This is a genomic window from Bacteroides sp. M10 (assembly GCF_014334015.1).
GTDB classification, from domain to species: domain Bacteria; phylum Bacteroidota; class Bacteroidia; order Bacteroidales; family Bacteroidaceae; genus Bacteroides; species Bacteroides intestinigallinarum.
In genome coordinates this window covers 6379910-6404706 of record NZ_CP060488.1, presented here as the reverse complement: position 1 = coordinate 6404706, position 24797 = coordinate 6379910, and the positions used below count along the sequence as shown (strand labels likewise).

At 43.3% G+C, this 24797-nt stretch carries 20 protein-coding genes; 15 read left to right on the top strand and 5 right to left on the bottom strand.

The window, feature by feature from the left end; genetic code table 11:
* Positions 1 to 137 precede the first annotated feature (137 nt).
* From H8796_RS23840 to leuB, 5 genes are all read left to right on the top strand, one after another.
* Complete coding sequence (locus H8796_RS23840) at positions 138 to 1634, top strand: 2-isopropylmalate synthase (RefSeq protein ID WP_004301125.1); 1497 nt, start codon at positions 138 to 140, stop codon at positions 1632 to 1634.
* Between the two features lie 81 nt (positions 1635 to 1715).
* A complete protein-coding gene (gene leuC, locus H8796_RS23835; RefSeq protein ID WP_117936002.1) occupies positions 1716 to 3110 on the top strand; it encodes a 3-isopropylmalate dehydratase large subunit in 1395 nt (464 codons plus the stop codon).
* A gap of 41 nt (positions 3111 to 3151) precedes the next feature.
* The gene (leuD, locus tag H8796_RS23830; protein WP_004307192.1) at positions 3152 to 3748 is read left to right on the top strand and encodes a 3-isopropylmalate dehydratase small subunit; all 597 of its coding nucleotides are present in this window, start codon (positions 3152 to 3154) and stop codon (positions 3746 to 3748) included.
* Positions 3730 to 5277 carry an alpha-isopropylmalate synthase regulatory domain-containing protein gene (locus H8796_RS23825; protein ID WP_004301119.1) on the top strand — a complete coding sequence of 516 codons (1548 nt, stop codon included), beginning with the start codon at positions 3730 to 3732 and terminating at the stop codon, positions 5275 to 5277. The genes leuD and H8796_RS23825 overlap by 19 nt, the downstream gene beginning before the upstream one ends.
* Positions 5278 to 5337: 60 nt before the next feature.
* Positions 5338 to 6399 carry a 3-isopropylmalate dehydrogenase gene (gene leuB, locus H8796_RS23820; RefSeq protein ID WP_008774841.1) on the top strand — a complete coding sequence of 354 codons (1062 nt, stop codon included), beginning with the start codon at positions 5338 to 5340 and terminating at the stop codon, positions 6397 to 6399.
* Positions 6400 to 6484: 85 nt separating this feature from the next.
* On the opposite strand, the gene H8796_RS23815 is transcribed toward leuB, so the two are convergent.
* Positions 6485 to 7174: a phosphatase PAP2 family protein gene (locus H8796_RS23815; RefSeq protein ID WP_117936000.1), complete on the bottom strand. Its 690-nt coding sequence runs from the start codon at positions 7172 to 7174 to the stop codon at positions 6485 to 6487.
* 96 nt (positions 7175 to 7270) lie between these two features.
* A complete protein-coding gene (locus H8796_RS23810) occupies positions 7271 to 9106 on the bottom strand; it encodes an LTA synthase family protein (protein ID WP_187343890.1) in 1836 nt (611 codons plus the stop codon).
* A gap of 131 nt (positions 9107 to 9237) precedes the next feature.
* Here H8796_RS23810 and cysK point away from each other — a divergent pair, with 131 nt between their 5' ends.
* Together cysK and H8796_RS23800 are read left to right on the top strand one after the other, a co-directional pair.
* Entirely contained in the window at positions 9238 to 10188 is a 951-nt protein-coding gene (gene cysK / locus H8796_RS23805; RefSeq protein ID WP_117935998.1) for a cysteine synthase A, read from the top strand.
* Between the two features lie 28 nt (positions 10189 to 10216).
* Positions 10217 to 11035 carry a lipopolysaccharide assembly protein LapB gene (locus H8796_RS23800; RefSeq protein WP_004301105.1) on the top strand — a complete coding sequence of 273 codons (819 nt, stop codon included), beginning with the start codon at positions 10217 to 10219 and terminating at the stop codon, positions 11033 to 11035.
* A gap of 7 nt (positions 11036 to 11042) precedes the next feature.
* On the opposite strand, the gene recQ is transcribed toward H8796_RS23800, so the two are convergent.
* Entirely contained in the window at positions 11043 to 12851 is a 1809-nt protein-coding gene (gene recQ / locus H8796_RS23795) for a DNA helicase RecQ (protein WP_117935996.1), read from the bottom strand.
* A 269-nt stretch (positions 12852 to 13120) separates the two neighbouring features.
* On the opposite strand from recQ, the gene H8796_RS23790 reads away from it, so the two are divergent.
* The 8 genes from H8796_RS23790 (at position 13121) to hisS (ending at position 21974) form a co-directional block, all read left to right on the top strand.
* On the top strand, positions 13121 to 13585 hold the full coding sequence (locus H8796_RS23790) for an AraC family transcriptional regulator (RefSeq protein WP_004301101.1): 465 nt from the start codon (positions 13121 to 13123) through the stop codon (positions 13583 to 13585).
* Positions 13586 to 13678: 93 nt separating this feature from the next.
* Entirely contained in the window at positions 13679 to 15727 is a 2049-nt protein-coding gene (locus H8796_RS23785; RefSeq protein WP_187343889.1) for a dihydrofolate reductase, read from the top strand.
* A 6-nt stretch (positions 15728 to 15733) separates the two neighbouring features.
* Complete coding sequence (locus H8796_RS23780) at positions 15734 to 16396, top strand: DNA alkylation repair protein (protein ID WP_004307185.1); 663 nt, start codon at positions 15734 to 15736, stop codon at positions 16394 to 16396.
* An 82-nt stretch (positions 16397 to 16478) separates the two neighbouring features.
* On the top strand, positions 16479 to 16967 hold the full coding sequence (locus H8796_RS23775) for a Fur family transcriptional regulator (RefSeq protein ID WP_004327109.1): 489 nt from the start codon (positions 16479 to 16481) through the stop codon (positions 16965 to 16967).
* On the top strand, positions 16964 to 18235 hold the full coding sequence (locus tag H8796_RS23770) for an adenylosuccinate synthase (RefSeq protein ID WP_117935992.1): 1272 nt from the start codon (positions 16964 to 16966) through the stop codon (positions 18233 to 18235). The genes H8796_RS23775 and H8796_RS23770 overlap by 4 nt, the downstream gene beginning before the upstream one ends.
* A gap of 109 nt (positions 18236 to 18344) precedes the next feature.
* Positions 18345 to 19643 carry an alpha-L-fucosidase gene (locus H8796_RS23765; RefSeq protein WP_117935990.1) on the top strand — a complete coding sequence of 433 codons (1299 nt, stop codon included), beginning with the start codon at positions 18345 to 18347 and terminating at the stop codon, positions 19641 to 19643.
* A gap of 120 nt (positions 19644 to 19763) precedes the next feature.
* Positions 19764 to 20444: a zinc metallopeptidase gene (locus H8796_RS23760; protein ID WP_004301089.1), complete on the top strand. Its 681-nt coding sequence runs from the start codon at positions 19764 to 19766 to the stop codon at positions 20442 to 20444.
* A gap of 165 nt (positions 20445 to 20609) precedes the next feature.
* Positions 20610 to 21974: a histidine--tRNA ligase gene (gene hisS, locus H8796_RS23755; protein ID WP_117935988.1), complete on the top strand. Its 1365-nt coding sequence runs from the start codon at positions 20610 to 20612 to the stop codon at positions 21972 to 21974.
* A 119-nt stretch (positions 21975 to 22093) separates the two neighbouring features.
* On the opposite strand, the gene hydF is transcribed toward hisS, so the two are convergent.
* Entirely contained in the window at positions 22094 to 23284 is a 1191-nt protein-coding gene (hydF, locus tag H8796_RS23750; protein ID WP_117935986.1) for a [FeFe] hydrogenase H-cluster maturation GTPase HydF, read from the bottom strand.
* A 76-nt stretch (positions 23285 to 23360) separates the two neighbouring features.
* Complete coding sequence (gene hydG, locus H8796_RS23745) at positions 23361 to 24782, bottom strand: [FeFe] hydrogenase H-cluster radical SAM maturase HydG (protein WP_187343888.1); 1422 nt, start codon at positions 24780 to 24782, stop codon at positions 23361 to 23363.
* Positions 24783 to 24797 lie beyond the last annotated feature (15 nt).

The window sequence follows — 24797 nt, the reverse complement described above, 5'->3', positions numbered from 1 at the left end:
TTATTCTACTATCAAAGGTTAGTGGAAGTGAGTGCTGCGCGTAAATGTGTATAAATGAAAATATACGAAAGCCTTTCTCACTTCCAAGTGTGAAAGGCTTTTTTTAATGCTAATAATTATATAATATACATAAGAATATGGACAATAGGTTATTTATTTTTGATACCACTCTTAGAGATGGTGAACAGGTTCCGGGATGCCAGTTGAATACAGTAGAAAAGATTCAGGTAGCAAAGGCATTGGAAGCGTTGGGAGTAGACGTGATTGAAGCCGGATTCCCCATTTCGAGCCCGGGGGATTTTAATTCAGTAATTGAGATTTCAAAAGCGGTGACTTGGCCTACTATCTGTGCTTTGACCCGCGCAGTTCAAAAAGATATTGATGTAGCCGTAGATGCACTGAAATTTGCTAAACATAAACGTATTCACACCGGTATCGGTACTTCTGATTCGCACATTAAATATAAATTCAATTCGAATCGTGAAGAGATTATCGAACGTGCAGTAGCTGCTGTGAAATATGCCCGCCGTTTTGTAGACGATGTGGAATTTTATGCAGAAGACGCAGGCCGTACGGATAACGAATATCTGGCACGTGTGGTAGAAGCTGTTATCAAAGCGGGAGCTACCGTAGTGAATATCCCTGATACAACAGGTTACTGCTTGCCTTCAGAATATGGCGCCAAGATAAAATACCTGGTTGACCATGTAGACGGCATTGATAATGCCATACTTTCTACTCACTGTCATAATGACTTGGGTATGGCTACTGCCAATACGATAGCCGGTGTTTTGAACGGTGCGCGTCAGGTGGAAGTTACCATCAATGGTATTGGCGAACGTGCAGGAAATACTGCTCTCGAAGAAATCGCCATGATTATTAAGAGCCATCACGAAATAGATATTCAAACCAATATCAATACGCAGAAGATTTATCCGACCAGCCGTATGGTATCCAGCCTGATGAATATGCCGGTACAACCCAATAAAGCAATCGTTGGACGTAACGCTTTTGCACACTCTTCAGGTATCCATCAGGATGGCGTATTGAAAAATGTACAGACGTATGAGATTATCGATCCGCATGATGTGGGTATTGATGATAACTCTATCGTATTGACTGCCCGCAGCGGGCGTGCTGCATTGAAAAATCGTCTTTCTATATTGGGAGTGAATCTGGATCAGGAAAAACTGGATAAGGTATATGATGAGTTCCTGAAGTTGGCTGATAAGAAGAAAGATATTAATGATGATGATATTTTAGTATTGGCAGGTGCAGACCGTAGCCAGAACCATCGTATCAAACTGGATTACTTGCAGGTGACGAGTGGTGTCGGTGTTCGTTCGGTAGCTAGTTTGGGATTGAATATTGCCGGTGAGAAGTTTGAAGCTTGTGCCAGTGGTAATGGTCCGGTAGATGCTGCCATCAAAGCATTGAAAAAGATTGTAGAACGCCACATGACTCTGAAAGAGTTTACTATTCAGGCTATCAGTAAGGGAAGTGATGATGTAGGTAAAGTGCACATGCAGGTAGAATACGATAACCAGATTTATTATGGTTTTGGTGCCAATACAGATATTATTGCTGCTTCGGTAGAAGCCTACATCGACTGTATTAACAAATTCAAATCGTAAAAAAGAGATTGACAGTCGGTTTGGTATTACAGAGATTGATTGAAAGAGTAAATAGTAATTAGTAAAATAGTAAATAAACAGATGAATACATTATTTGATAAGATATGGGATGCCCACGTGGTGACTACTGTGGAAGATGGCCCTACACAGCTTTATATTGATCGGTTATATTGTCACGAAGTGACTAGTCCGCAGGCTTTTGCGGGATTGCGTGAACGTGGAATCGGAGTATTGCGTCCTGAAAAGGTATTTTGTATGCCCGACCATAATACACCGACACACGATCAGGATAAGGAGATTGAAGATCCGATTTCTAAAACGCAGGTGGACACGCTGACGCAGAATGCGAAGGATTTTGGTCTGACACACTACGGCATGATGCATCCGAAGAATGGTATTATTCATGTGGTAGGTCCCGAACGTGGTTTGACCTTGCCGGGAATGACGATTGTTTGCGGTGACTCTCACACTTCTACTCACGGTGCAATGGGAGCGATTGCTTTCGGTATCGGAACGAGCGAGGTGGAAATGGTGCTGGCTTCACAATGTATTCTCCAGTCGAGACCGAAAACAATGCGTATCACTGTAGACGGTGAACTGGGCAAAGGGGTGACTGCAAAGGATGTGGCTCTGTATATGATGTCTAAGATGACTACCAGTGGTGCTACGGGTTACTTCGTGGAATATGCAGGTTCGGCTATCCGCAATCTGACAATGGAGGGACGTCTTACCCTTTGCAACCTTTCTATTGAAATGGGTGCGCGTGGTGGTATGGTTGCTCCGGATGAAGTGACTTTTGAATATATCAAAGGACGTGAAAGTGCTCCGCAAGGCGAAGCATGGGACAAGGCTTTGGCTTATTGGAAAACATTGAAGAGTGATGATGATGCCGTGTTTGATAAAGAAGTCCGTTTCGAAGCGGCTGATATTGAACCGATGATTACCTACGGAACGAATCCGGGTATGGGTATGGGAATCACACAGCATATTCCTACTATGGAAGGAATGAGTGAAGCTGCACAGGTTTCGTTCAAGAAATCAATGGAGTATATGGGATTCCAACCGGGTGAATCTTTGTTGGGTAAGAAGATTGGTTATGTATTTCTTGGTGCTTGTACAAACGGTCGTATTGAAGATTTCCGTGCATTTGCTTCCATCGTGAAAGGTCGTAAGAAAGCGGAGAATGTAATTGCATGGCTGGTTCCGGGTTCATGGATGGTAGACGCACAGATCCGTAAGGAAGGAATCGACAAGATATTGACGGAAGCCGGATTTGCTATCCGTCAGCCGGGATGTTCTGCTTGTCTGGCAATGAACGATGATAAGATTCCTGCCGGAAAGTATTCGGTATCTACCAGCAACCGTAATTTCGAAGGACGTCAGGGACCCGGTGCACGCACTTTGCTGGCTAGTCCGCTGGTAGCTGCCGCTGCTGCGGTGACAGGTGTGATTACCGATCCGAGAGAGCTGATGTAATTCAACCGTAATTCGTAAATCATTAAATTGTAAATAAGACGATGGCTAAGACAAAATTTAATATAATAACAAGTACTTGTGTACCTCTTCCTTTAGAAAACGTAGATACTGACCAGATCATTCCGGCACGTTTCCTGAAAGCAACCACTCGTGAAGAAAAATTCTTTGGTGATAATCTTTTCCGTGACTGGCGTTATAATGCTGACGGTTCCCTGAACAAGGATTTTGTGTTGAACAATCCTACTTATAGCGGACAGATATTGGTGGCAGGAAAAAACTTCGGTTCGGGTTCCAGCCGTGAACACGCTGCCTGGGCTATTGCAGGATATGGTTTCCGCGTGGTGGTATCCAGTTTCTTTGCCGATATTCATAAGAATAATGAGTTGAACAACTTTGTGCTGCCGGTGGTTGTTACCGAGGAGTTTCTGCAGGAGTTGTTCGATTCGATAGAAGCGGACCCGAAGATGGAAGTGGAAGTGAACCTTCCCGAACAGACCATCACCAACAAGGCGACAGGTAAAAGTGAACATTTCGAAATCAATGCTTACAAGAAACTTTGTTTGATGAACGGATTGGACGATATCGATTTCTTGTTGAGCAATAAAGATAAAATAGAAGAATGGGAAAAGAAGGCGTGAAAATAGAAATCATGGACACAACGCTCCGTGATGGTGAACAAACCAGCGGAGTATCTTTCGTGCCTCATGAGAAACTAATGATCGCCCGTTTACTGTTAGAAGATTTAAAGGTAGACCGGGTGGAGGTTGCTTCGGCGCGTGTGTCGGACGGTGAGTTTGAAGCCGTGAAGATGATTTGCGACTGGGCGGCCCGTCGTAGTCTGCTCCATAAAGTGGAAGTGCTCGGCTTTGTCGACGGGCATACTTCTGTCGATTGGATTCAGCGTACCGGATGCCGTGTGATTAATCTTCTTTGTAAAGGTTCACTGAAGCATTGTACGCAACAACTGAAAAAGACACCGGAAGAACATCTGGCGGATATCATAAGTGTGGTGCATTATGCCGACGAACAGGATATAACCGTCAATGTTTATCTGGAAGATTGGAGCAACGGTATCAAAGATTCTCCCGAATATGTATTTCAGTTGATGGATGGATTGAAAGAGACGAGTGTCAAGCGTTTTATGTTGCCTGATACGTTGGGTATCTTGAATCCTTTGCAAGTGATAGAGTATATGCGGAAGATGAAGAAACGTTATCCGAATACTCATCTCGATTTCCATGCGCACAATGATTATGATTTGGCTGTGAGTAATGTCCTTGCCGCGGTATTAAGCGGTGTCAAAGGATTGCATACAACCATCAACGGACTGGGTGAACGGGCAGGAAATGCTCCTCTCGCAAGTGTGCAGGCTATCCTGAAAGACCATTTCAATGCGGTGACCAATATCGACGAAAGCCGTTTGAATGATGTCAGCCGGGTAGTGGAGTCTTATTCGGGAATTGTGATACCTGCCAATAAACCGATTGTAGGTGAGAATGTCTTTACGCAAGTGGCCGGGGTGCATGCCGACGGGGATAACAAGAATAATCTCTACTGCAATGATTTGCTTCCCGAACGTTTTGGCCGCAAGCGCGAATATGCATTGGGTAAGACAAGCGGTAAAGCAAATATCCGTAAGAACCTCGAAGATCTCGGATTGGAGCTGGACGAAGATGCTATGCGCAAGGTAACGGAACGCATCATCGAGTTGGGCGACAAGAAAGAACTGGTTACACAGGAAGATTTGCCGTACATTGTTTCGGATGTGTTGAAACATGGAGCAGTGGGTGAGAAGGTTAAACTGAAGAGCTATTTTGTGAATCTGGCTCATGGGTTGAAACCGATGGCAACGTTGAAGATAGAAATCAACGGAAAAGAGTATGAAGAGAGTTCAGGCGGCGATGGTCAGTATGATGCTTTTGTTCGTGCGCTGCGTAAGATATATAAGGTGACATTAGGACGTAAATTCCCGATGTTGACCAATTATGCGGTAACCATTCCTCCCGGTGGACGTACGGATGCATTTGTGCAGACAGTTATCACGTGGAGTTATGATGAGCAGGTGTTCCGTACCCGCGGACTCGATGCCGACCAGACAGAGGCTGCCATCAAGGCTACTATGAAGATGTTGAACCTCATCGAAGATGAATACGAGAAGAGCAAGTGAGAAACAACTTGCCCGAAGAATGTTTTTTATAAGAATATATAAATAGAAGAATAAACGATTATGGATTTTAAAATTGCTGTATTAGCAGGCGACGGCATCGGACCGGAGATCTCTGTGCAAGGTGTAGATGTGATGAGTGCCGTTTGCGAGAAGTTTGGTCACAAAGTAAGTTACGAATATGCAATCTGTGGAGCTGATGCGATTGATAAAGTAGGCGATCCGTTTCCGGAAGCAACTTATCAGGTTTGTAAAGAGGCGGATGCTGTTTTGTTCTCTGCCGTAGGTGATCCGAAATTTGACAATGATCCTACTGCCAAGGTACGTCCGGAGCAAGGTTTGCTGGCTATGCGTAAGAAACTGGGTCTTTTCGCTAATATCCGTCCGGTACAGACATTCAAATGCCTGATCCACAAATCTCCGTTGCGTGCGGAGTTGGTAGAGAATGCCGATTTTATCTGTATCCGTGAGCTGACCGGAGGTATGTATTTCGGTGAAAAGTACCAGGATAATGATAAGGCGTATGATACAAACTATTATACTCGTCCGGAAATCGAACGTATTTTGAAGGTGGCTTTCGAATATGCGATGAAGCGCAGAAAACATCTGACTGTGGTAGATAAGGCAAATGTGTTGGCTTCTTCCCGTCTGTGGCGTCAGATTGCACAGGAAATGGCTCCGAACTATCCGGAAGTGACAACTGATTATATGTTTGTGGATAATGCTGCAATGAAGATGATTCAGGAACCTGCTTTCTTCGATGTGATGGTAACGGAAAATACATTCGGTGACATCCTGACTGACGAAGGTTCTGTAATCAGTGGTTCTATGGGCTTGCTTCCTTCTGCTTCTACAGGTGAAAGTACTCCGGTATTTGAACCGATTCACGGTTCATGGCCGCAGGCTAAGGGATTGAACATTGCTAATCCGTTGGCACAGATTCTTTCTGTAGCTATGTTGTTCGAGTATTTCGACCTTAAAGAAGAGGGTGCATTGATTCGTAAAGCCGTAGATGCTTCTTTGGATGAGAATGTACGTACGCCGGAAATCCAGGTGGCTGACGGTGCTAAGTACGGAACAAAAGAAGTAGGACAGTGGATTGTTGATTATATCAGGAAAGCTTGATAAACCCGGATAAAAAAGTAAAAGCCTGGCATCGGATAACGGTGTCAGGCTTTTACTTTTTAGTTCGAAATAGTGTTGTTATGTTCTACCAACTTTTAATAGTGGAGTATAGAATGATACCGAGTATAGTCAGTAATCCTACATAAATAGTGACTGACCATTGTTTTATTTCTTTTCTCTTCGTGCGGGTGGAAGGTTCCAGATAGATGGCTGCTTTGTGGGCGATAGTGCAGAACAACCAACCGCCGAATCCTCCGATAATACCTCCTACGAGTAAATCACCGGGATAATGTACACCCAGATATATACGTGTGTAGCAGTTGAGTATTGCCCAGGTCAGGATGAAAATGCTTAGCCAACGTTTACGGAACAGGAATATGACAAACATGGCAAGACCTAATGAATTGGCTGCATGGCACGATGGGAAACCGTAGCTTCCTCCGCGGTAACCATTTACGATATATACTAGATCTACAATCGGGTTCTCCGGATTGGCGGGACGCAGACGTGCTACTACCGGACGAATGATGCTGCTGCACATCTGGTCGGCAAAGGTGATAGTCAGTGCAATGGCAGCCACGTAGCACAGTACTACTTTCCAGTGGAAGTTTTTTAATAAAATATACAATATAGTGGCATACATGGGAATCCAGATGAATTTACCCGTGAAAGAACTCATGAAATAATCCCAGAAAGGGGAATGTATGCCATTGAAATACAGGAAGATATTTGTATCTATCTCCGAAAGATATTGGACAATTCCGGTGTGTATCATCAGGCTTTATTGATCTATTTTTAATGTCGCAAATATACAATAAAGAATAGAAAATTGTCCTATATTACTTTATAAATATTCAATATAACTCATTTCCTAGCGTTTCGCCAGGTCGTCGTAGAGCTTCTGCAGGAACGCTTTTCCCTTTTCCAGATTGGCTCCTTTGGCGGTACCTTCGTCCAGTTGCACAGTATTTGCGTCCAGATTGTACACTAATTGGTTATCAGCGGTAATCATTCCGAAATAGTTCGGGCGGGTAAAGTATGCAAAATGAGGAGAGGCCGGATTCATGATATTCTTGCTGAAAGTAAATTCATCATGCGGCAATCCTAATTGGGCAAGCAAGGTGGCGGCAATGTCAATCTGTGAAGCATAGGTATCTACCACAAGAGGTTGTTTGATTGCACCTCCGATTAAAATCAGCGGAATGGTTTGGCCGTCCAGCGGATTTTCTATTGGATACGGATATGCACCCTGATGATCGGGAACGAGTACAAACAGTGTATTTTTCCATAGCGGTGTTTCTTGATACTGTTTCACGAAATCTCCCACGCAACTATCGGCATACGCAAAAGAATTGAGGATTTTATCATCCAGCCTGTGGAACGGGACTTCGAATGGTTCGTGGCTGCTTGATGTCTGTACGAGTTTCAGGAACGGTTCTTCTTGTTTTTCTTCTTTCAGGTCTTTCATCAGGCGTTGGAATAAGACGTGATCCTGTGCTCCCCATTTTCCTGTACGTTCGGACAGAGGAAAATCTTTATCGGAAATAATCTTCTCGATGCCGGAAGATACCAGATAAGAGCGCATATTTGTGAAATCGGCATCTCCGCCATAGTAATATTCCAGGTTGTATCCGGCATTTTTCAGGCTGCGCGGGATAGAAGGAAGTTTGTCCGTCTTTTCGGGATATTTCATGATGCTGGTGCTTGGCTGGCCGGGATATCCGCTGATGATGGATGCCAGTCCGCGGTCTGTGCGGAAACTGCTGCCGTAGAAGTTGCTGAATAATACGCCTTCTTTAGCGAATTTATCCATATTGACAGCCACATTGGGTTGTCCTCCGAAAGTTTCCATCAAGTGTGTGGAGAAACTCTCAAGGATAATAAAAATAATGTTCGGACGTTGTGTATTCAATAATTGGGGGATGCTGTCTGTTGCTGCGACAGGTTTGTCTACCATCTCTGCAAATAATTCGTCGGCTATTTTCGGGTCCATGAAGCGATATTGCTTATCGAAATTATTCTGGTGGGTGGCGGAATACATGAAGCTGAATGCCGGATTGATGGCTGCATGATTCATGCGTTGGTCCTGACTGAAATATACCTTGCTCAAATTCATGGTGGATACGCTGAATCCGCCCCGGATAGGGATGAAGAGTGCCGCTGTCAGCAAAAGGAGCGCAAGCGAGACATTCTGACGTCGATAAGGTATTTTCAGGGGCTTTTTTTCCCGGATAAGGACGTAATAGAAAATGAAGTATAAAATTGCTGCATAGATCAGCATAGATAAGATTCCCAATAGTACAAACCAAAAGCTGACGCTTGCCATAGCATCTTTGGGGGAAGAGAAGAAATAGAAAACGGGGGTGGCATCCAGACGGAATCCCCAAAAGCCGTATAATCCCAGGTCGATGATAAAAATGCAAGCCATGACAAAGGCGATTACCCCGAAGTATCCTTGCCGGATGCGGCGGAGTATGGATGAATTGGTCCAAGCGGAGGCGATGAGCAGTAAGCCGGGGATAGCGGTCAGGTAGCCTGCAAGAGATAAATCCAGAGGCAATCCGTGCCACATGACGCGGAAGTAGTCACCTAAAGATACATTGGTATATAAGTCATGGTAGTAAACCATGAAGATTGGTTTCTGAAGAACGAATAAAAGAACAAATAAAAAATAGGTCGTGAGAAATTGTATGATTCTCTTTTTCATATCTGTAAACTTAAAAAGATTGAACGGATACAAAGTTACTATACTTTTCCTTATCTTTCTCATGAAGTGATATAAAACATACCTTTTTTTCCATATCTTTGTCGTGTCTGTGACAAAAATAAAGTAATAAGATGGCAAAGATTGCAAGGAAACTAACAGATTTAGTGGGGAATACCCCTTTGATGGAACTTTCCGGTTATAGCGGAAAGTACGGTCTGGAACAAAATATTATTGCCAAACTGGAGGCTTTTAATCCGGCGGGAAGTGTAAAAGACAGGGTGGCTCTTTCGATGATTGAAGATGCCGAAGTTCGGGGATTATTGAAACCCGGTGCGACGATTATTGAGCCGACAAGCGGAAATACAGGTGTCGGGTTGGCAATGGTAGCCACTATTAAAGGGTATCATTTGATATTGACCATGCCTGAAACAATGAGCCTGGAACGGCGGAATCTGTTGAAAGCGCTGGGTGCGCAGATTGTATTGACAGACGGGTTAGGAGGGATGGCAGCTTCTATTGCCAAGGCGCAGGAGTTGCGTGATAGTATTCCCGGTTCGGTGATCTTACAACAATTTGAGAATCCGGCTAATGCGGCTGTTCATGAGCGGACGACAGGTGAAGAGATCTGGCGGGATACAGACGGTGAAGTGGCTGTTTTTGTGGCCGGAGTGGGTACCGGAGGAACGGTTTGCGGTGTAGCCCGTGCTTTAAAGAAACATAATCCGGATATTTATATTGTGGCGGTAGAACCGGCGTCGTCTCCTGTATTGGCAGGAGGAGAGGCGGCTCCGCATCGTATTCAGGGTATCGGGGCAAATTTTATTCCCAAACTTTATGATGCTTCTGTGGTAGATGAGGTGATGGGTGTACCCGATGATGAAGCGATTCGTGCGGGACGTGAGTTAGCGTCGACGGAAGGTCTGCTGGTGGGAATTTCTTCGGGAGCAGCTGTGTATGCTGCCCGTCAACTGTCACTGCGTCCGGAATTTAAGAACAAAAAAATAGTAGCGTTGTTACCTGATACGGGAGAGCGTTATTTGTCGACCGAACTGTTTGCTTTTGACGCATATCCATTGGATTAATTCATTCATTATAAAAAAGACCTGAACCATGGTAAGAATAATTATAGCTTTGCTTTTTTGTTTTCCGGCTGTTGCCTTTGCACAAACTTATCAGCAATTGTCCGAGAGAGCCATTGAATGTATTGAGAAAGACAGTCTTCCCAAAGCAGAGGAACTTTTGCTTCAGGCTTTGAAGCTGGAACCGAAGAACGCCAAAAATGCGTTGCTTTTTTCTAACCTGGGATTGGTACAGCGTCGCTTGGGTGAGTTTGATAAAGCGCTGGAGTCTTATTCTTTTGCACTGAATTTTGCTCCTTTGGCAGTTCCTATTTTACTCGACCGTGCCGCTATTTATATGGAAATGGGAAAAACAGACCGTGCTTATACCGATTATTGTCAGGTGCTTGATGAGGATAAACAGAACAAGGAAGCTTTGTTGATGCGTGCCTATATTTATGTGCTCCGCCGGGATTATCCGGCTGCGAGAATCGATTATAATCGTTTGCTGGAACTGGATCCGCAGAGTTATAGCGGTCGTCTGGGATTGGCTACTCTGGAGCAGAAAGAAGGAAAATTCCGGGAATCTCTTGAAATTCTGAATAAGATGATTACGGCTACTCCTGACGATGCGACACTTTATATTGCCCGTGCCGACGTGGAACGTGAAATGAAGCATGAAGATCTGGCATTGGTTGATTTGGAGGAAGCGATCCGGTTGGATGCTGCCTCGGCTGATGCTTATCTGCTGCGTGGGAATATCTATCTGGCACAGAAAAAGAAAGGACTTGCCAAAGCTGACTTTGAGAAAGCCATTTCATTGGGAGTGCCTCCGGCTGATCTGCACGAACAGCTTAAGCAGTGCAAGTGACGTATGATTATTCTACAAACTGCCTAATCAGATTAACGAAGTCTTTTCCGTATTTTTTCTTCTTGTATTCTCCGATACCGCTGATTTCTCCAAACTCTTCGATAGTGGTGGGACGTGAGATGCAAAGCAGATGCAAAACTTTATCTGACAAGACGATATAGGCAGGCAAAGCTTCCTGATCGGCAAGCTGTTTTCTTAATCCTCGCAATGCTTCGAACAAATCTTGGCTTTCGCCGCCTGCTGCACCGAAGGGGAGTTCTTTGGCGATAACCACTTTTTTCTTTTTTCCTTTTCGGGTAACTGCTTCCTCATGTTGGATAACTACCAATGCCGCTTGTGTCCTTCCGAAGAGAACATTGCTTCCGCTTGACGTTATCTTAAGATGATTGTTCTCATTATAAGCTATTTCAAAGTAGCCGAGTTGCAACATCTGAAGCAGATAGTCTTGCCAGTCACGAGGAGGAATATCGCGTCCGGCACCGAACGTTTTAAGTTCCTGATAACCTTTTCCGGTAACTTCAGCAGAATAGTTTCCACGGAGAATATCAATCAACAGTCCTATGCTGATTTGCTGTTCCGTACGTGCGATGGCACTTAATGCTTTTTGCACGATGACCGTACCGTCAAATCGTTGAGGTGGATTTTTACAAACATCGCAGTTACCGCAATCCTCTGTTGTTGTCTCTCCGAAGTAACTTAATAAGATTCTACGCCGGCAAATGTCAGCCTCTGCATATTGCTGCATACGTTGAAGCTTTTCCAGATTGATGTTTTGCTGATTACTTTCCGAAGCGAATTTGGTAAGTAATATTAAATCTCCTAATGAATAAAACAGGACAGTACTGCTGGGCAGTCCATCCCGTCCGGCACGTCCTATTTCCTGATAAAAACTTTCTATACTTTTAGGCAGGTTATAATGTATGACCCAGCGGACATTTGATTTATCAATCCCCATTCCAAAAGCAATGGTGGCACATACTACCTGTATGCGGTCGTTAATAAAATCATTCTGTGTTTCGTCCCGGTGTTGGGTGGATAATCCGGCATGATAGACACCGCAGCGAATACCCTGCTTTTGCAACATCTGTGCGACGGTTTCTGTCTTATTTCGGCTCATGCAATAAATAATCCCGCTTTCTCCCCCGTGGCGGTGAATAAATTCTAAGATAGCCTTGTTCTTCTCTTTCGCTTGAAAACCACGTTTCACAGTCAGGCTAATGTTGGGACGGTCGAAAGATGAGATAAAGATACGGGGATGGTTGAGATTTAATTGCCGTACAATGTCTTCGCGCGTGATTTTATCCGCAGTAGCAGTTAGTGCGACAATCGGTATTTGCGGAAATTGTTGGTGAAGCACTCCCATTTGTGTGTATTCCGGACGGAAGTCATGTCCCCATTGTGAAATACAATGCGCTTCATCAATAGCAAACAGAGAGATGTTCATATCCCGCAACAAATAATCCTTTTCTGCTAAAAGTTTTTCCGGTGAAATGTAAAGCAGCTTCAGGTGTCCTTCAACACATGCGCGACGCAGTTGGACGTTTTCCGTTTCGTCATTACTGCTGTTCAGTGCTCCGGCAGCGATGCCATTTGCCAGCAATGCTTCTACCTGATCTTTCATCAATGAGATAAGTGGGGAAACGACAACGGCAGTACCTTCGCAAAGCAATGCAGGGAGTTGGTAGCAGATTGATTTTCCCCCACCAGTAGGCATTAATACCAATGCATCCTGTTTGTTCAGGATGTGGCGGATGATTTCTTCTTGCAGAGGACGGAAACTATCGTATCCGAAATATGTCTTTAGAGTTTCTCTCATTGATGCTGATTTATCCATGCTGCAAAGGTACATTTTTCTTTGGCAATTTTCATTATGTGTAGATTTCAGTTTCTGATATGAATTATAAATAAGTTAAAGTTTCTTATTATTCAACCCTATTCCCTCTTTTTCAAGGTTTTTGATTGTTTATTTAGAAAAAAAATGCACAAAATAATTGTGTGTTTAAAAAAAAAGTAAGACATTTGTAACATGTTATGTTGCAAATGAGCAATAATTAACAAATGAACAAACCCTAACCAGTTAATTCAATGAGTGATTTAGAGAACAAAAAAACGGAAGAAACTCCGAAAAAACGTCCCTACAATTTGAGGGAAAAGAAAGAAAAAAAGGCTGCATACAGGTCTTTGATTAGACCGGAATTGGCAGACGAGTTGTATGACAAGATCCTGAATATCATCGTTGTACAGAAGAAGTACAAGGATCCTGATTATTCAGCTAAGGACTTGGCGAAAGAATTGAAAACGAATACTCGTTACCTTTCTGCAGTAGTAAACTCACGCTTTGGCATGAACTATTCTTGCCTGTTGAATGAGTACAGAGTAAAAGATGCTTTGCATTTATTGACTGACAAACGTTATGCCGACAAAAATGTGGAAGAAATTAGTGCCATGGTTGGCTTTGCAAATCGTCAATCTTTTTACGCTGCATTTTACAAAAACGTAGGTGAAACTCCTAACGGATATCGCAAGAAACATTTGGAGAATAAAAAGTAATTGCGCGTTCCGAAACTAATCAAAAGGAATTACCTCTAAATGAAATTTTGGAGATAATTCCTTTTCTCATTTTAATTAATCAATGCTAGCATTATGAGAAAACATCTGATTTTAATGACAGTGGCTGCTACGCTCTTAACATCGTGCGGAGGAAGTAAAACAACAACTGCAGAAGCAGAAAAATTTGATTATACAGTGGAACAATTTGCTGATTTACAAATATTGCGTTATAAGGTTCCCGGATTTGAGGAACTGACGCTGAAACAGAAGGAACTGATTTATTACCTGACAGAGGCTGCTCTGGAAGGAAGGGATATTCTGTTTGACCAGAATGGAAAATATAATTTGAGAATCCGCAGGATGCTCGAAGCAGTATATACCAACTATCAGGGAGATAAAACAACGCCTGATTTTAAAAACATGGAGGTGTACTTGAAAAGGGTATGGTTCTCCAATGGTATTCATCACCACTATGGTACGGAGAAATTTGTGCCGAACTTCTCACAGGAATTCTTGAAACAGGCCGTACTCGGTCTGGATGCCAAGTTGCTTCCGCTGGAGAAAGGGCAGACTGCCGATCAACTTTGTGCCGAACTGTTCCCTGTGATTTTCGACCCGGCGGTTATGTCGAAGCGGGTAAATCAGGCGGATGGCGAAGATCTTGTGTTGACCTCTGCTTGTAACTATTATGATGGAGTGACGCAGAAAGAGGCGGAAAGTTTCTATAGCGTGCTGAAAGATCCGAAAGATGAAACACCGGTTTCTTATGGACTGAACAGTCGTTTGGTAAAAGAAAACGGGAAGTTGACAGAGAAGGTTTGGAAAGTAGGCGGACTCTATACACAGGCAATTGAGAAGATTGTTTATTGGCTGAAGAAAGCGGAAGGTGTGGCAGAAAATGAAGCACAAAAAGCTGTTATCACCAAGCTGATTCAATTTTATGAAACCGGTGATCTGAAAGATTTCGATGAATATTCGATTCTTTGGGTGAAGGACCTTAATTCACGAATCGACTTTGTGAACGGATTTACTGAAAGTTATGGCGACCCGCTGGGGATGAAAGCGAGTTGGGAATCTTTGGTGAACTTCAAAGATCTGGAATCGACACATCGTACGGAGATTATCAGCAGTAACGCGCAATGGTTTGAAGATCATTCTCCGGTTGATAAATCTTTCAAGAAAGAAAAGGTGAAAGGGGTATCGGCTAAAGTGATTACTGCTGCTATCCTTGCGGGTGATCTTTATCCGGCAACTGCTATCGGTATCAATCTGCCGAATGCTAACTGGATTCGTGCTCATCATGGCTCCAAATCAGTGACTATCGGAAACATTACGGATGCTTATAATAAAGCTGCTCATGGAAACGGATTCAATGAAGAATTTGTTTATAGTGATGCGGAAATACAGTTGATCGATGCTTACTCTGACTTGACGGATGAGCTTCATACAGATTTACATGAATGTCTGGGACACGGTTCCGGTAAGTTGCTTCCGGGTGTAGATCCGGATGCGTTGAAGGCTTATGGCTCTACCATCGAAGAGGCACGTGCCGATTTATTCGGATTGTATTATGTAGCCGATCCGAAGCTGGTGGAACTGGGATTGCTCTCTTCTCCCGATGCTTATAAGGCTCAATACTATACTTATCTGATGAATGGGCTGATGACACAACTGGTACGTATCGAACCGGGAAATAGTGTTGAAGAAGCTCACATGCGCAATCGCCAGCTGATAGCCCGCTGGGTATTTGAAAAAGGAGCTGCCGATAAAGCGGTGGAACTGGTGAAGAAAGACGGAAAGACTTATGTGGTTATCAATGACTATCAGAAGGTACGTCAGCTTTTCGGCGAATTATTAGCTGAAATCCAGCGCATCAAGTCGACTGGTGATTTTGAAGGAGCCCGTACATTGGTAGAAAACTATGCGGTAAAAGTGGATCCGGCTCTGCATGCAGAAGTTCTGGAACGCTATAAGAAGCTGAATCTGGCTCCTTACAAAGGTTTTGTGAATCCGAAATACGAACTGGTGACAGATGAAAACGGAACTGTTACAGATGTCACAGTTTCCTATGATGAAGGTTATGTAGAACAAATGCTGCGTTACAGCACTGATTATTCTCCGCTACCTTCAATAAACAACTGATTTGAAATGGATATAAAAGAACAATTAAAAGATATCAAGACACAGCTCCGTCTCTCTATGAACGGGGCTGTGTCCCAAAGTATGCGTGAGAAGGGGCTGGTTTATAAACTCAATTTCGGAGTGGAACTGCCCCGTATCAAGATGATTGCCGAAAGTTATGAGAAGAATCATGACTTGGCACAGGCTCTGTGGAAAGAGGACATTCGCGAATGTAAAATTCTGGCGGGGATGCTTCAACCGATTGAAACGTTTTATCCCGAGATAGCCGACATTTGGGTAGAAAATATCCGGAATATCGAAATAGCCGAGCTGACTTGCATGAATCTCTTCCAGCATTTGCCGTATGCTCCGGCCAAATCTTTTCACTGGATTGCAGATGAGCAAGAGTATATACAGACTTGCGGTTTTCTGACTGCCGCCCGTCTTTTGATGAAGAAAGGGGATATGACTGAACGCGCCTCCGGCGAATTACTCGATCAGGCAATCTGTGCCGTACATTCCGACAGTTATCATGTTCGTAACGCTGCTTTATTGGTTATCCGCAAATATATGCAGCATAGTGAAGAACATGCCTTTCAAGTATGCCGTCTGGTGGAAGGAATGGCTGATTCTACCTTGGAAGGGGAGCAGATGCTCTACAACATGGTGAAAGAAGAGACTGAAGAATAATTAACCCATTACTTATTTCTAGGAATTTCTTTTGCTTTCCGCAAAAAAGGCTTAACTTTGTTCGCGCTAATTTTGGCTGATGATGGAAACTCAAAACGTGAAAGATACAGTAAGGCAGATATTCACGGAATATCTCACGGCGAACGGGCATCGTAAGACTCCTGAACGCTACGCCATACTCGATACTATTTATTCTATCGACGGTCATTTCGATATTGACATGCTTTATTCACGGATGATGGACCAGGAGAATTTCCGGGTGAGCCGTGCAACTCTCTACAACACCATTATCCTTCTTATCAATGCACGACTGGTCATTAAGCATCAGTTTGGCACTTCTTCCCAATACGAAAAATCATATAATCGCGAGACACATCATCATCAGATATGTACTCAATGTGGTAGAGTGACCGAGTTTCAGAACGAGGAATTGCAGCATGCCATTGAAAATACGAAATTGAGCCGCTTCCAGCTTTCGCATTACTCCTTATATATATATGGAGTATGTAGTAAGTGCGACAGAGCTAACAAACGGAAAAAAGTAAATAACAACAATAAAAAAGAAAAATGAAAGTAGATGTTCTATTAGGATTACAATGGGGCGACGAAGGTAAAGGAAAAGTAGTCGACGTTTTAACACCTAAGTATGATGTGGTTGCTCGTTTTCAGGGCGGCCCGAATGCCGGTCACACGCTTGAGTTCGAAGGACAGAAATATGTGCTCCGCTCTATTCCTTCCGGTATTTTCCAGGGAAACAAGGTAAACATCATCGGTAACGGTGTGGTACTTGATCCGGCATTGTTTAAGGCAGAGGCAGAAGCACTTGAAGCATCAGGTCATCCGCTGAAAGAACGTTTGCACATTTCAAAGAAAGCTCATCTGATTCTTCCGACACACCGCATTCTGGATGCTGCCTATGAAGCAGCCAAAGGAGATGCCAAAGTAGGAACTACCGGCAAGGGTATCGGCCCTACTTATACGGATAAAGTGAGCCGTAACGGTGTTCGTGTGGGTGACATTCTTCATAACTTCGATGAGAAGTATGCTGCTGCAAAAGCTCGTCACGAACAAATCCTGAAGGGTCTGAATTATGAATATGACCTCACAGAAATGGAAAAAGCTTGGTTGGAAGGTATCGAATACCTGAAACAATTCCATTTTGTAGATAGCGAACATGAAGTGAATAATCTGTTGAAAGATGGTAAGAGCGTTCTTTGTGAAGGAGCGCAGGGTACTATGCTTGATATTGATTTCGGTTCATATCCATTCGTGACTTCTTCCAATACCGTTTGTGCGGGAGCCTGCACCGGACTGGGAGTGGCGCCTAACCGTATCGGTGAAGTATATGGTATCTTCAAAGCATACTGTACTCGTGTAGGAGCAGGTCCGTTCCCATCAGAACTGTTTGATGAAACAGGTGACAAGATGTGTACTTTGGGACATGAATTCGGCTCTGTCACCGGACGTAAACGTCGTTGCGGATGGATCGACCTGGTAGCGCTGAAGTATTCCGTTATGATAAACGGGGTTACCAAATTGATTATGATGAAGAGCGATGTACTCGATACTTTCGAAACAATCAAAGCTTGTGTTGCCTACAAAGTGAACGGTGAAGAAATCGATTATTTCCCGTATGACATCACAGAAGGGGTAGAACCTGTTTATGCAGAGCTTCCGGGTTGGCAAACAGATATGACTAAGATGCAGAGCGAAGATGAATTCCCGGAAGAGTTCAACGCTTATCTGACTTTCCTGGAAGAGCAGCTTGGTGTAGAAATCAAGATTGTTTCCGTAGGACCGGACAGAGCACAGACGATCGAACGTTATACAGAAGAATAACTATTGATTTATTATATGGAGGAAAGGCGGAGATTGAAGAAAAACTCCGCCTTTCTTATTTAAGCCTTTGTAGTCTATTCTAAACACACAGAAAAATAATGTATGCCTTATGAAAACACGTTTTATTACTTTCCTTTTGTTGTTCGTCATGAACTTGGGAGTATTTGCCCAATCTTCTTATCAGCCTGCCGAAGAGAATCTGAAAGCACGACAGGAATTTCAAGACAATAAGTTTGGCATTTTTCTTCACTGGGGGCTATACGCTATGCTCGCTTCCGGTGAGTGGACTATGACAAATAATAATCTGAATTATAAAGAGTATGCCAAACTGGCAGGTGGATTTTATCCTTCCAAGTTTGATGCGGATAAATGGGTGGAGGCTATTAAAGCTTCGGGAGCCAAATATATCTGTTTCACTAGCCGTCATCACGAAGGTTTTTCTATGTTTGATACTAAGTATTCGGATTATAACGTAGTCAAAGCCACCCCTTTTAAAAGAGATATTGTGAAAGAACTGGCAGCAGCCTGTGCCAAGCAGGGTATCAAGCTTCATTTTTATTATTCACATCTTGACTGGGCGCGTGAGGACTATCCCTGGGGACGTACAGGACAGGGAACGGGACGTTCGAATTCGAAAGGGGATTGGAAAAGTTATTATCAATTCATGAATAATCAGTTGACGGAGTTACTGACGAATTACGGTCCGATAGGTGCCATCTGGTTTGACGGATGGTGGGATCAACCTAAATCTTTTAACTGGGAATTACCGGAGCAGTATGCTTTGATTCATAAGCTCCAGCCGGGTTGTCTGGTGGGTAACAATCATCATCAGACACCTTTCGACGGGGAAGATATTCAGATTTTCGAACGTGATCTGCCGGGTGAGAATGCTTCGGGACTGTCCGGGCAGGAAGTGAGTCACCTGCCGTTGGAAACTTGCGAAACAATGAATGGTATGTGGGGATATAAGATTACCGACCAGAATTATAAATCTACAAAGACATTGATTCATTATCTGGTGAAGGCAGCCGGTAAGAATGCCAACCTTTTGATGAATATCGGTCCTCAACCCGATGGGGAACTTCCTGCGGTAGCTGTGCAACGCTTGGCAGAGATGGGAGAGTGGATGAAACAATATGGCGAAACGATCTATGGAACACGAAATGGTGTAGTTGCTCCGCATGATTGGGGAGTGACAACACAAAAAGGAAATAAACTCTATGTACATATCCTTGACCTGAAAGATGCAGCTTTGTTTCTGCCATTGACAGGTAAGAAGGTTAAGAAAGCAGTCTTGTTTAAAGATCAGTCTTCGGTTCGTTTCACTAAGACGAAAGCTGGTGTTTTGCTCGAATTTGCCGAGGTTCCGAAAGATATTGACTATGTAGTGGAACTGACAATTGACTAATTTTTAGCTAATTCTTCATAAAAGCAAGGGGAAACTATTCTGACATTGAACGTTTCCCCTTATTTTTGGCAAACAATTTGTTTATAGAGATATAGAGTAATAATTAAAATTGAAAAGTATATGATGTCTTATTGGGTATTATTTATAGGAATCGCTGTTGTCAGTTGGTTGGTACAGATGAATTTGCAAAACAAATTCAAGAAGTACTCTAAGATTCCTACAGGAAACGGAATGACAGGACGCGACGTTGCTTTGAAGATGTTGCATGACAATGGAATTTATGATGTGCAGGTTACACATACGCCGGGACGATTGACCGACCACTACAATCCTACTAACAAAACAGTGAATTTGAGTGAGGGGGTGTATGAAAGTAATAGCATTATGGCGGCTGCCGTAGCAGCCCATGAGTGTGGACACGCTGTGCAGCATGCACGTATGTATGCCCCGTTGAAGATGCGTAGTGCGCTGGTTCCGGTGGTGAACTTTGCTTCTTCCATTATGACGTGGGTATTGTTGGGTGGTATCTTGCTGATAAACTCTTTCCCGCAGTTATTGTTGGCAGGTATTATCCTGTTTGCTATGACTACACTGTTCAGCTTTATCACGCTGCCGGTGGAAATCAATGCAAGTAAACGTGCATTGGTATGGTTGAGCTCATCCGGCATTACTAATTCGTACAATCATGCACAGGCTGAAGATGCTCTTCGTTCTGCTGCTTATACGTATGTCGTTGCTGCATTAGGTTCATTGGCTACATTGGTTTACTACATCATGATCTTCATGGGTAGAAGAGACTAAGAAATGAAAAAGGGAAAAGGCAGGTTTGCCAGCTTCTTTCTATAAAATAAAAAGAGATCCTCCGCAGTCTTTCCGAAGACTATGGAGGATTTTTTCAAATATATGTAAGCATTGCTCGGAAATTTGCAGTAAATTTGCACAATTAAAATTATAAACAGTAATATTATGGCAGCAAAACCAAGTATTCCTAAAGGAACTCGTGACTTTTCGCCGGTAGAAATGGCGAAGCGTAATTATATATTCAATACGATTCGTGACGTATATCATTTGTATGGATTCCAGCAGATAGAGACTCCTTCGATGGAGATGCTTTCTACACTGATGGGAAAGTACGGCGATGAAGGGGATAAACTACTCTTTAAGATTCAGAATTCAGGAGATTACTTTTCCGGGATTACTGACGAAGAATTGTTAAGCCGTAATGCTGCCAAACTGGCAAGCAAATTCTGTGAGAAAGGTTTGCGTTATGACTTGACAGTACCTTTTGCTCGTTATGTGGTGATGCATCGTGATGAGATCACTTTCCCGTTCAAACGTTATCAGATTCAACCAGTATGGCGTGCCGACCGTCCGCAGAAGGGACGCTATCGTGAGTTTTATCAATGTGATGCCGATGTTGTAGGAAGTGATTCGTTATTGAACGAAGTGGAATTGATGCAGATTGTTGATACTGTTTTCAGTCGTTTCAATATTCGTGTATGTATTAAGATTAACAACCGTAAGATTCTTTCCGGTATCGCTGAAATTATAGGCGAATCGGATAAGATTGTCGATATTACCGTAGCGATTGACAAGCTGGACAAAATAGGTTTGGATAATGTAAATGCCGAACTGAAAGAGAAGGGAATCAGTGATGAGGCTATTGCTAAGTTGCAGCCGATTATTCTCCTTAGCGGCACGAATACGGAAAAGTTGGCAACATTGAAAAATGTATTATCAGCCAGTGAAGTAGGATTGAAGGGAGTGGAAGAGAGCGAATTTATCCTGAATACATTGGAAACAATGGGCTTGAAGAATGAAATCGAGCTTGACCTGACATTGGCTCGCGGACTGAATTACTATACAGGTGCTATCTTTGAAGTGAAAGCGTTGGATGTACAGATTGGCAGTATCACAGGTGGTGGTCGCTATGATAATCTGACCGGAGTATTTGGTATGGCAGGAGTGTCGGGAGTAGGTATCTCTTTCGGTGCAGACCGTATCTTCGACGTATTGAACCAGCTCGAACTTTATCCGAAAGAAGCTGTGAATGGAACAGAAGTTCTGTTTATCAACTTCGGTGAAAAGGAAGCTGCATTCTCTATGGGTATTTTATCGAAAGTGCGTGCTGCCGGTATCCGTGCAGAGATTTTCCCGGATGCAGCCAAGATGAAGAAACAGATGAGCTATGCTAATGCAAAGAATATTCCGTTTGTAGCTATTGTCGGTGAGAATGAAATGAACGAAGGCAAAGCAATGCTGAAGAATATGGAGACAGGAGAACAGAATCTTGTTTCAGCAGAGGAGCTGATTGCTACTGTGAAGAAATAAGCAGCGATGAATTGAAATTATAAAATTATTAACTGCATCCCAAAAGTTGAGCAGTTAATAATTTACTGTATATTGCGAGAGTTCGGTATTGCACCGGACTCTTTCTTTTTGACCGGGATTTAATACTTTATTTGATCTAGTATTCCATTGAGGAAAGCAATCGCTACTCCATAATTCGTCATAGGAATGTGTTGCTCCCGCACACGTTCGATGCGGCTAAGTACGTATTTACGATTGAACATACATGCTCCGCAATGGATTACCAGCGAATAAGGAGTCAGGTCTTGTGGAAAGTCGGTTCCGGCTACCATATCAATTTGCAGATTCTCTCCAATTCGTTTCCGTAACAAATGGGGAAGTTTCACTCTTCCTATATCTTCGGAAAGGGGAGCGTGCGTACAAGCTTCCGCTATTAGTACACGTGACGATTCCGTCAGTCTTTCAATGGCAGCTGCACTTTCTACATAATAATGAATATCACCCTTATATCCTGCGAAAAGCACAGAGAAAGAGGTTAGTTCACTTTCCTCTGGCTTCTGTTCATAAATCGTTTTGAAGACCTGTGAATCGGTGATGATTAATTTTGGAGGACGGGCAAGAGCTTGCAGGGTTGCCGGAAACTTGTCAGTAGTACAAGTCACTACGAGACATTTCTTGTCCAACAATTCACGGATAGTCTGCACTTGGGGCAGAATTAGTCTGCCTTTGGGAGCCTGAATATCCTGTGGCATAACCAGAAGTACAAGGTCGTTTTCTGTAACAAGCTCTCCAGTGATACTCTGTTGACCGAAATCCGAAGGCAGCTTTTCGAGAATGGCTTGCCGGATCTGTTCAATTCCTGTCTTTTCTTTGGCGCTGATAAGTAATGGGCGTATTTTACATTCTTCCTCAATGTATGTAGCTAAGCTATCGCTGTTCTCTCTTATATCTATTTTATTCAATACCGGAATGACAGGGATGTTCTTCTCTTTCAATAGTGCCAGCATCTCTTTTTCATGAGAAAAGGTAGTATCTCCACATAGTAGCAATGCAATATCCGTTTTCTCAATAGCTTTTAAAGTCCGGCTGATACGCAGCTCTCCCAGTTCTCCCTCATCATCGAACCCCGGAGTATCTATAAGCAAACACGGACCAATACCTTGAATTTCCATAGCTTTGGATACAAGGTCGGTAGTCGTTCCCGGAGTATCTGAAACGAGGGCGGTATCTTGTCCTGTCAATGCATTGATAAGAGAAGATTTACCACTGTTTCGTCTACCGAAAAGGGCTATATGAAGTCTGCTTGCATTTGGAGTATCTGTTAAGCTCATAATTACTAATTTATCAATCTGTTAATTCATGTACAGCCAATTGGCGCATCGACATATCAGCACATTGGCGTATTATTTAAAATCTAAAATCTCTTTGCCCTGCGGCTATGGATTTGAGGTTTCGGATAGCTATTTCCCTGATTTTGGGGTTGGGGATTCGGTCTGTCTCTTTTAGAATCAATTTCAATCCTTTCTGACGGGTATCTTCGGAAGCATAATCTTCCAGATACTCTTTCAGGGTCATCAGTGCATTGGGGCCGCAACAGTTAGCTATCTGACCGGATTTCACTAATGACATGAAACGGTCACCTGTCCGTCCTTCCCGGTAACAGGCAGTACAGAAGCTGGGAATATATCCGAGTTCTAGCAACCAATTGACCACCTCGTCCAATGTCCGGGTATCGCTTACGTCAAATTGTGCGGAATTATGATTGGGTAATTCCGTTTCAGCATATCCGCCTACACTGGTACGTGAGCCGCCGCTGATTTGTGAGATACCCAATTCGAGCACCTTTTTACGTGATTCTTGTGATTCACGTGTGGAAATAATCATTCCCGTATAAGGAACGGCAATTCGGATAACAGCTACAATCTTACTGAATATCTCATCAGAGATTGAATTCGGAAAATCTCCCGCATTAATATCATCCGCCGAACAGATACGCGGCACACTGATTGTATGAGGACCTACACCAAATTTGGCTTCCAGATGTTCGGCATGCATTAACAATCCGATAAAATCATACCGATAAGTATTCAAACCGAAAAGCACACCAATACCTACATCATCGATTCCCCCTTCCATGGCACGGTCCATCGCTTCGGTGTGATAGGCGTAATTACTTTTCGGGCCGGTGGGATGAAGCGCTTCGTAGTTGTCCTTGTGATAAGTCTCCTGGAATAAGATATACGTACCGATACCTGCCTCTTTTAATCGGCGATAATTTTCTACTGTAGTGGCTGCGATATTTACGTTTACGCGGCGGATAGCTCCGTTTTTATGTTTGATACTGTAAATCGTCTGAATAGATTCCAGAATATATTCTATCGGATTTAGTGACGGATGCTCCCCTGCTTCAAGAGCGAGCCGCTTATGTCCCATGTCCTGCAAAGCAATCACTTCCCGGCGAATTTCCTCCTGCGTCAGTTTCTTGCGTGCAATCGTCTTATTTTTAGCATGATACGGACAATATACGCAACCATTTACGCAATAGTTCGACAAATAAAGCGGTGCGAACATGACGATACGGTTGCCATAAAACTTCTGTTTGATTTCTTTGGCGAGATGAAAGATACGTTCTATCAGGTCAGGTTGGTTACATTCCAGCAGAATAGCCGCTTCCCGGTGCGTTAGTCCCTTGCACAGAGCAGCTTTTTCAATCAGTTGTTCAATCAGGACACGGTTATCCTTATTGTTCTGCGCGTATTCCAGTGTATCCAGAATCTCTTCATGATGGATAAACTCTTCTGCTTTTGATGAATCTTTTTGGTATATCATATATTCTCTGTTTTT

Bases quoted from the DNA above. Each gene is read 5' to 3' on its own strand.
- H8796_RS23840 (WP_004301125.1), top strand. From the start codon at position 138: ATGGACAATAGGTTATTTATTTTTGATACCACTCTTAGAGATGGTGAA.
- leuC (WP_117936002.1), top strand. From the start codon at position 1,716: ATGAATACATTATTTGATAAGATATGGGATGCCCACGTGGTGACTACT.
- leuD (WP_004307192.1), top strand. From the start codon at position 3,152: ATGGCTAAGACAAAATTTAATATAATAACAAGTACTTGTGTACCTCTT.
- H8796_RS23825 (WP_004301119.1), top strand. From the start codon at position 3,730: ATGGGAAAAGAAGGCGTGAAAATAGAAATCATGGACACAACGCTCCGT.
- leuB (WP_008774841.1), top strand. From the start codon at position 5,338: ATGGATTTTAAAATTGCTGTATTAGCAGGCGACGGCATCGGACCGGAG.
- H8796_RS23815 (WP_117936000.1), bottom strand. From the start codon at position 7,174: ATGATACACACCGGAATTGTCCAATATCTTTCGGAGATAGATACAAAT.
- H8796_RS23810 (WP_187343890.1), bottom strand. From the start codon at position 9,106: ATGAAAAAGAGAATCATACAATTTCTCACGACCTATTTTTTATTTGTT.
- cysK (WP_117935998.1), top strand. From the start codon at position 9,238: ATGGCAAAGATTGCAAGGAAACTAACAGATTTAGTGGGGAATACCCCT.
- H8796_RS23800 (WP_004301105.1), top strand. From the start codon at position 10,217: ATGGTAAGAATAATTATAGCTTTGCTTTTTTGTTTTCCGGCTGTTGCC.
- recQ (WP_117935996.1), bottom strand. From the start codon at position 12,851: ATGAGAGAAACTCTAAAGACATATTTCGGATACGATAGTTTCCGTCCT.
- H8796_RS23790 (WP_004301101.1), top strand. From the start codon at position 13,121: ATGAGTGATTTAGAGAACAAAAAAACGGAAGAAACTCCGAAAAAACGT.
- H8796_RS23785 (WP_187343889.1), top strand. From the start codon at position 13,679: ATGAGAAAACATCTGATTTTAATGACAGTGGCTGCTACGCTCTTAACA.
- H8796_RS23780 (WP_004307185.1), top strand. From the start codon at position 15,734: ATGGATATAAAAGAACAATTAAAAGATATCAAGACACAGCTCCGTCTC.
- H8796_RS23775 (WP_004327109.1), top strand. From the start codon at position 16,479: ATGGAAACTCAAAACGTGAAAGATACAGTAAGGCAGATATTCACGGAA.
- H8796_RS23770 (WP_117935992.1), top strand. From the start codon at position 16,964: ATGAAAGTAGATGTTCTATTAGGATTACAATGGGGCGACGAAGGTAAA.
- H8796_RS23765 (WP_117935990.1), top strand. From the start codon at position 18,345: ATGAAAACACGTTTTATTACTTTCCTTTTGTTGTTCGTCATGAACTTG.
- H8796_RS23760 (WP_004301089.1), top strand. From the start codon at position 19,764: ATGATGTCTTATTGGGTATTATTTATAGGAATCGCTGTTGTCAGTTGG.
- hisS (WP_117935988.1), top strand. From the start codon at position 20,610: ATGGCAGCAAAACCAAGTATTCCTAAAGGAACTCGTGACTTTTCGCCG.
- hydF (WP_117935986.1), bottom strand. From the start codon at position 23,284: ATGAGCTTAACAGATACTCCAAATGCAAGCAGACTTCATATAGCCCTT.
- hydG (WP_187343888.1), bottom strand. From the start codon at position 24,782: ATGATATACCAAAAAGATTCATCAAAAGCAGAAGAGTTTATCCATCAT.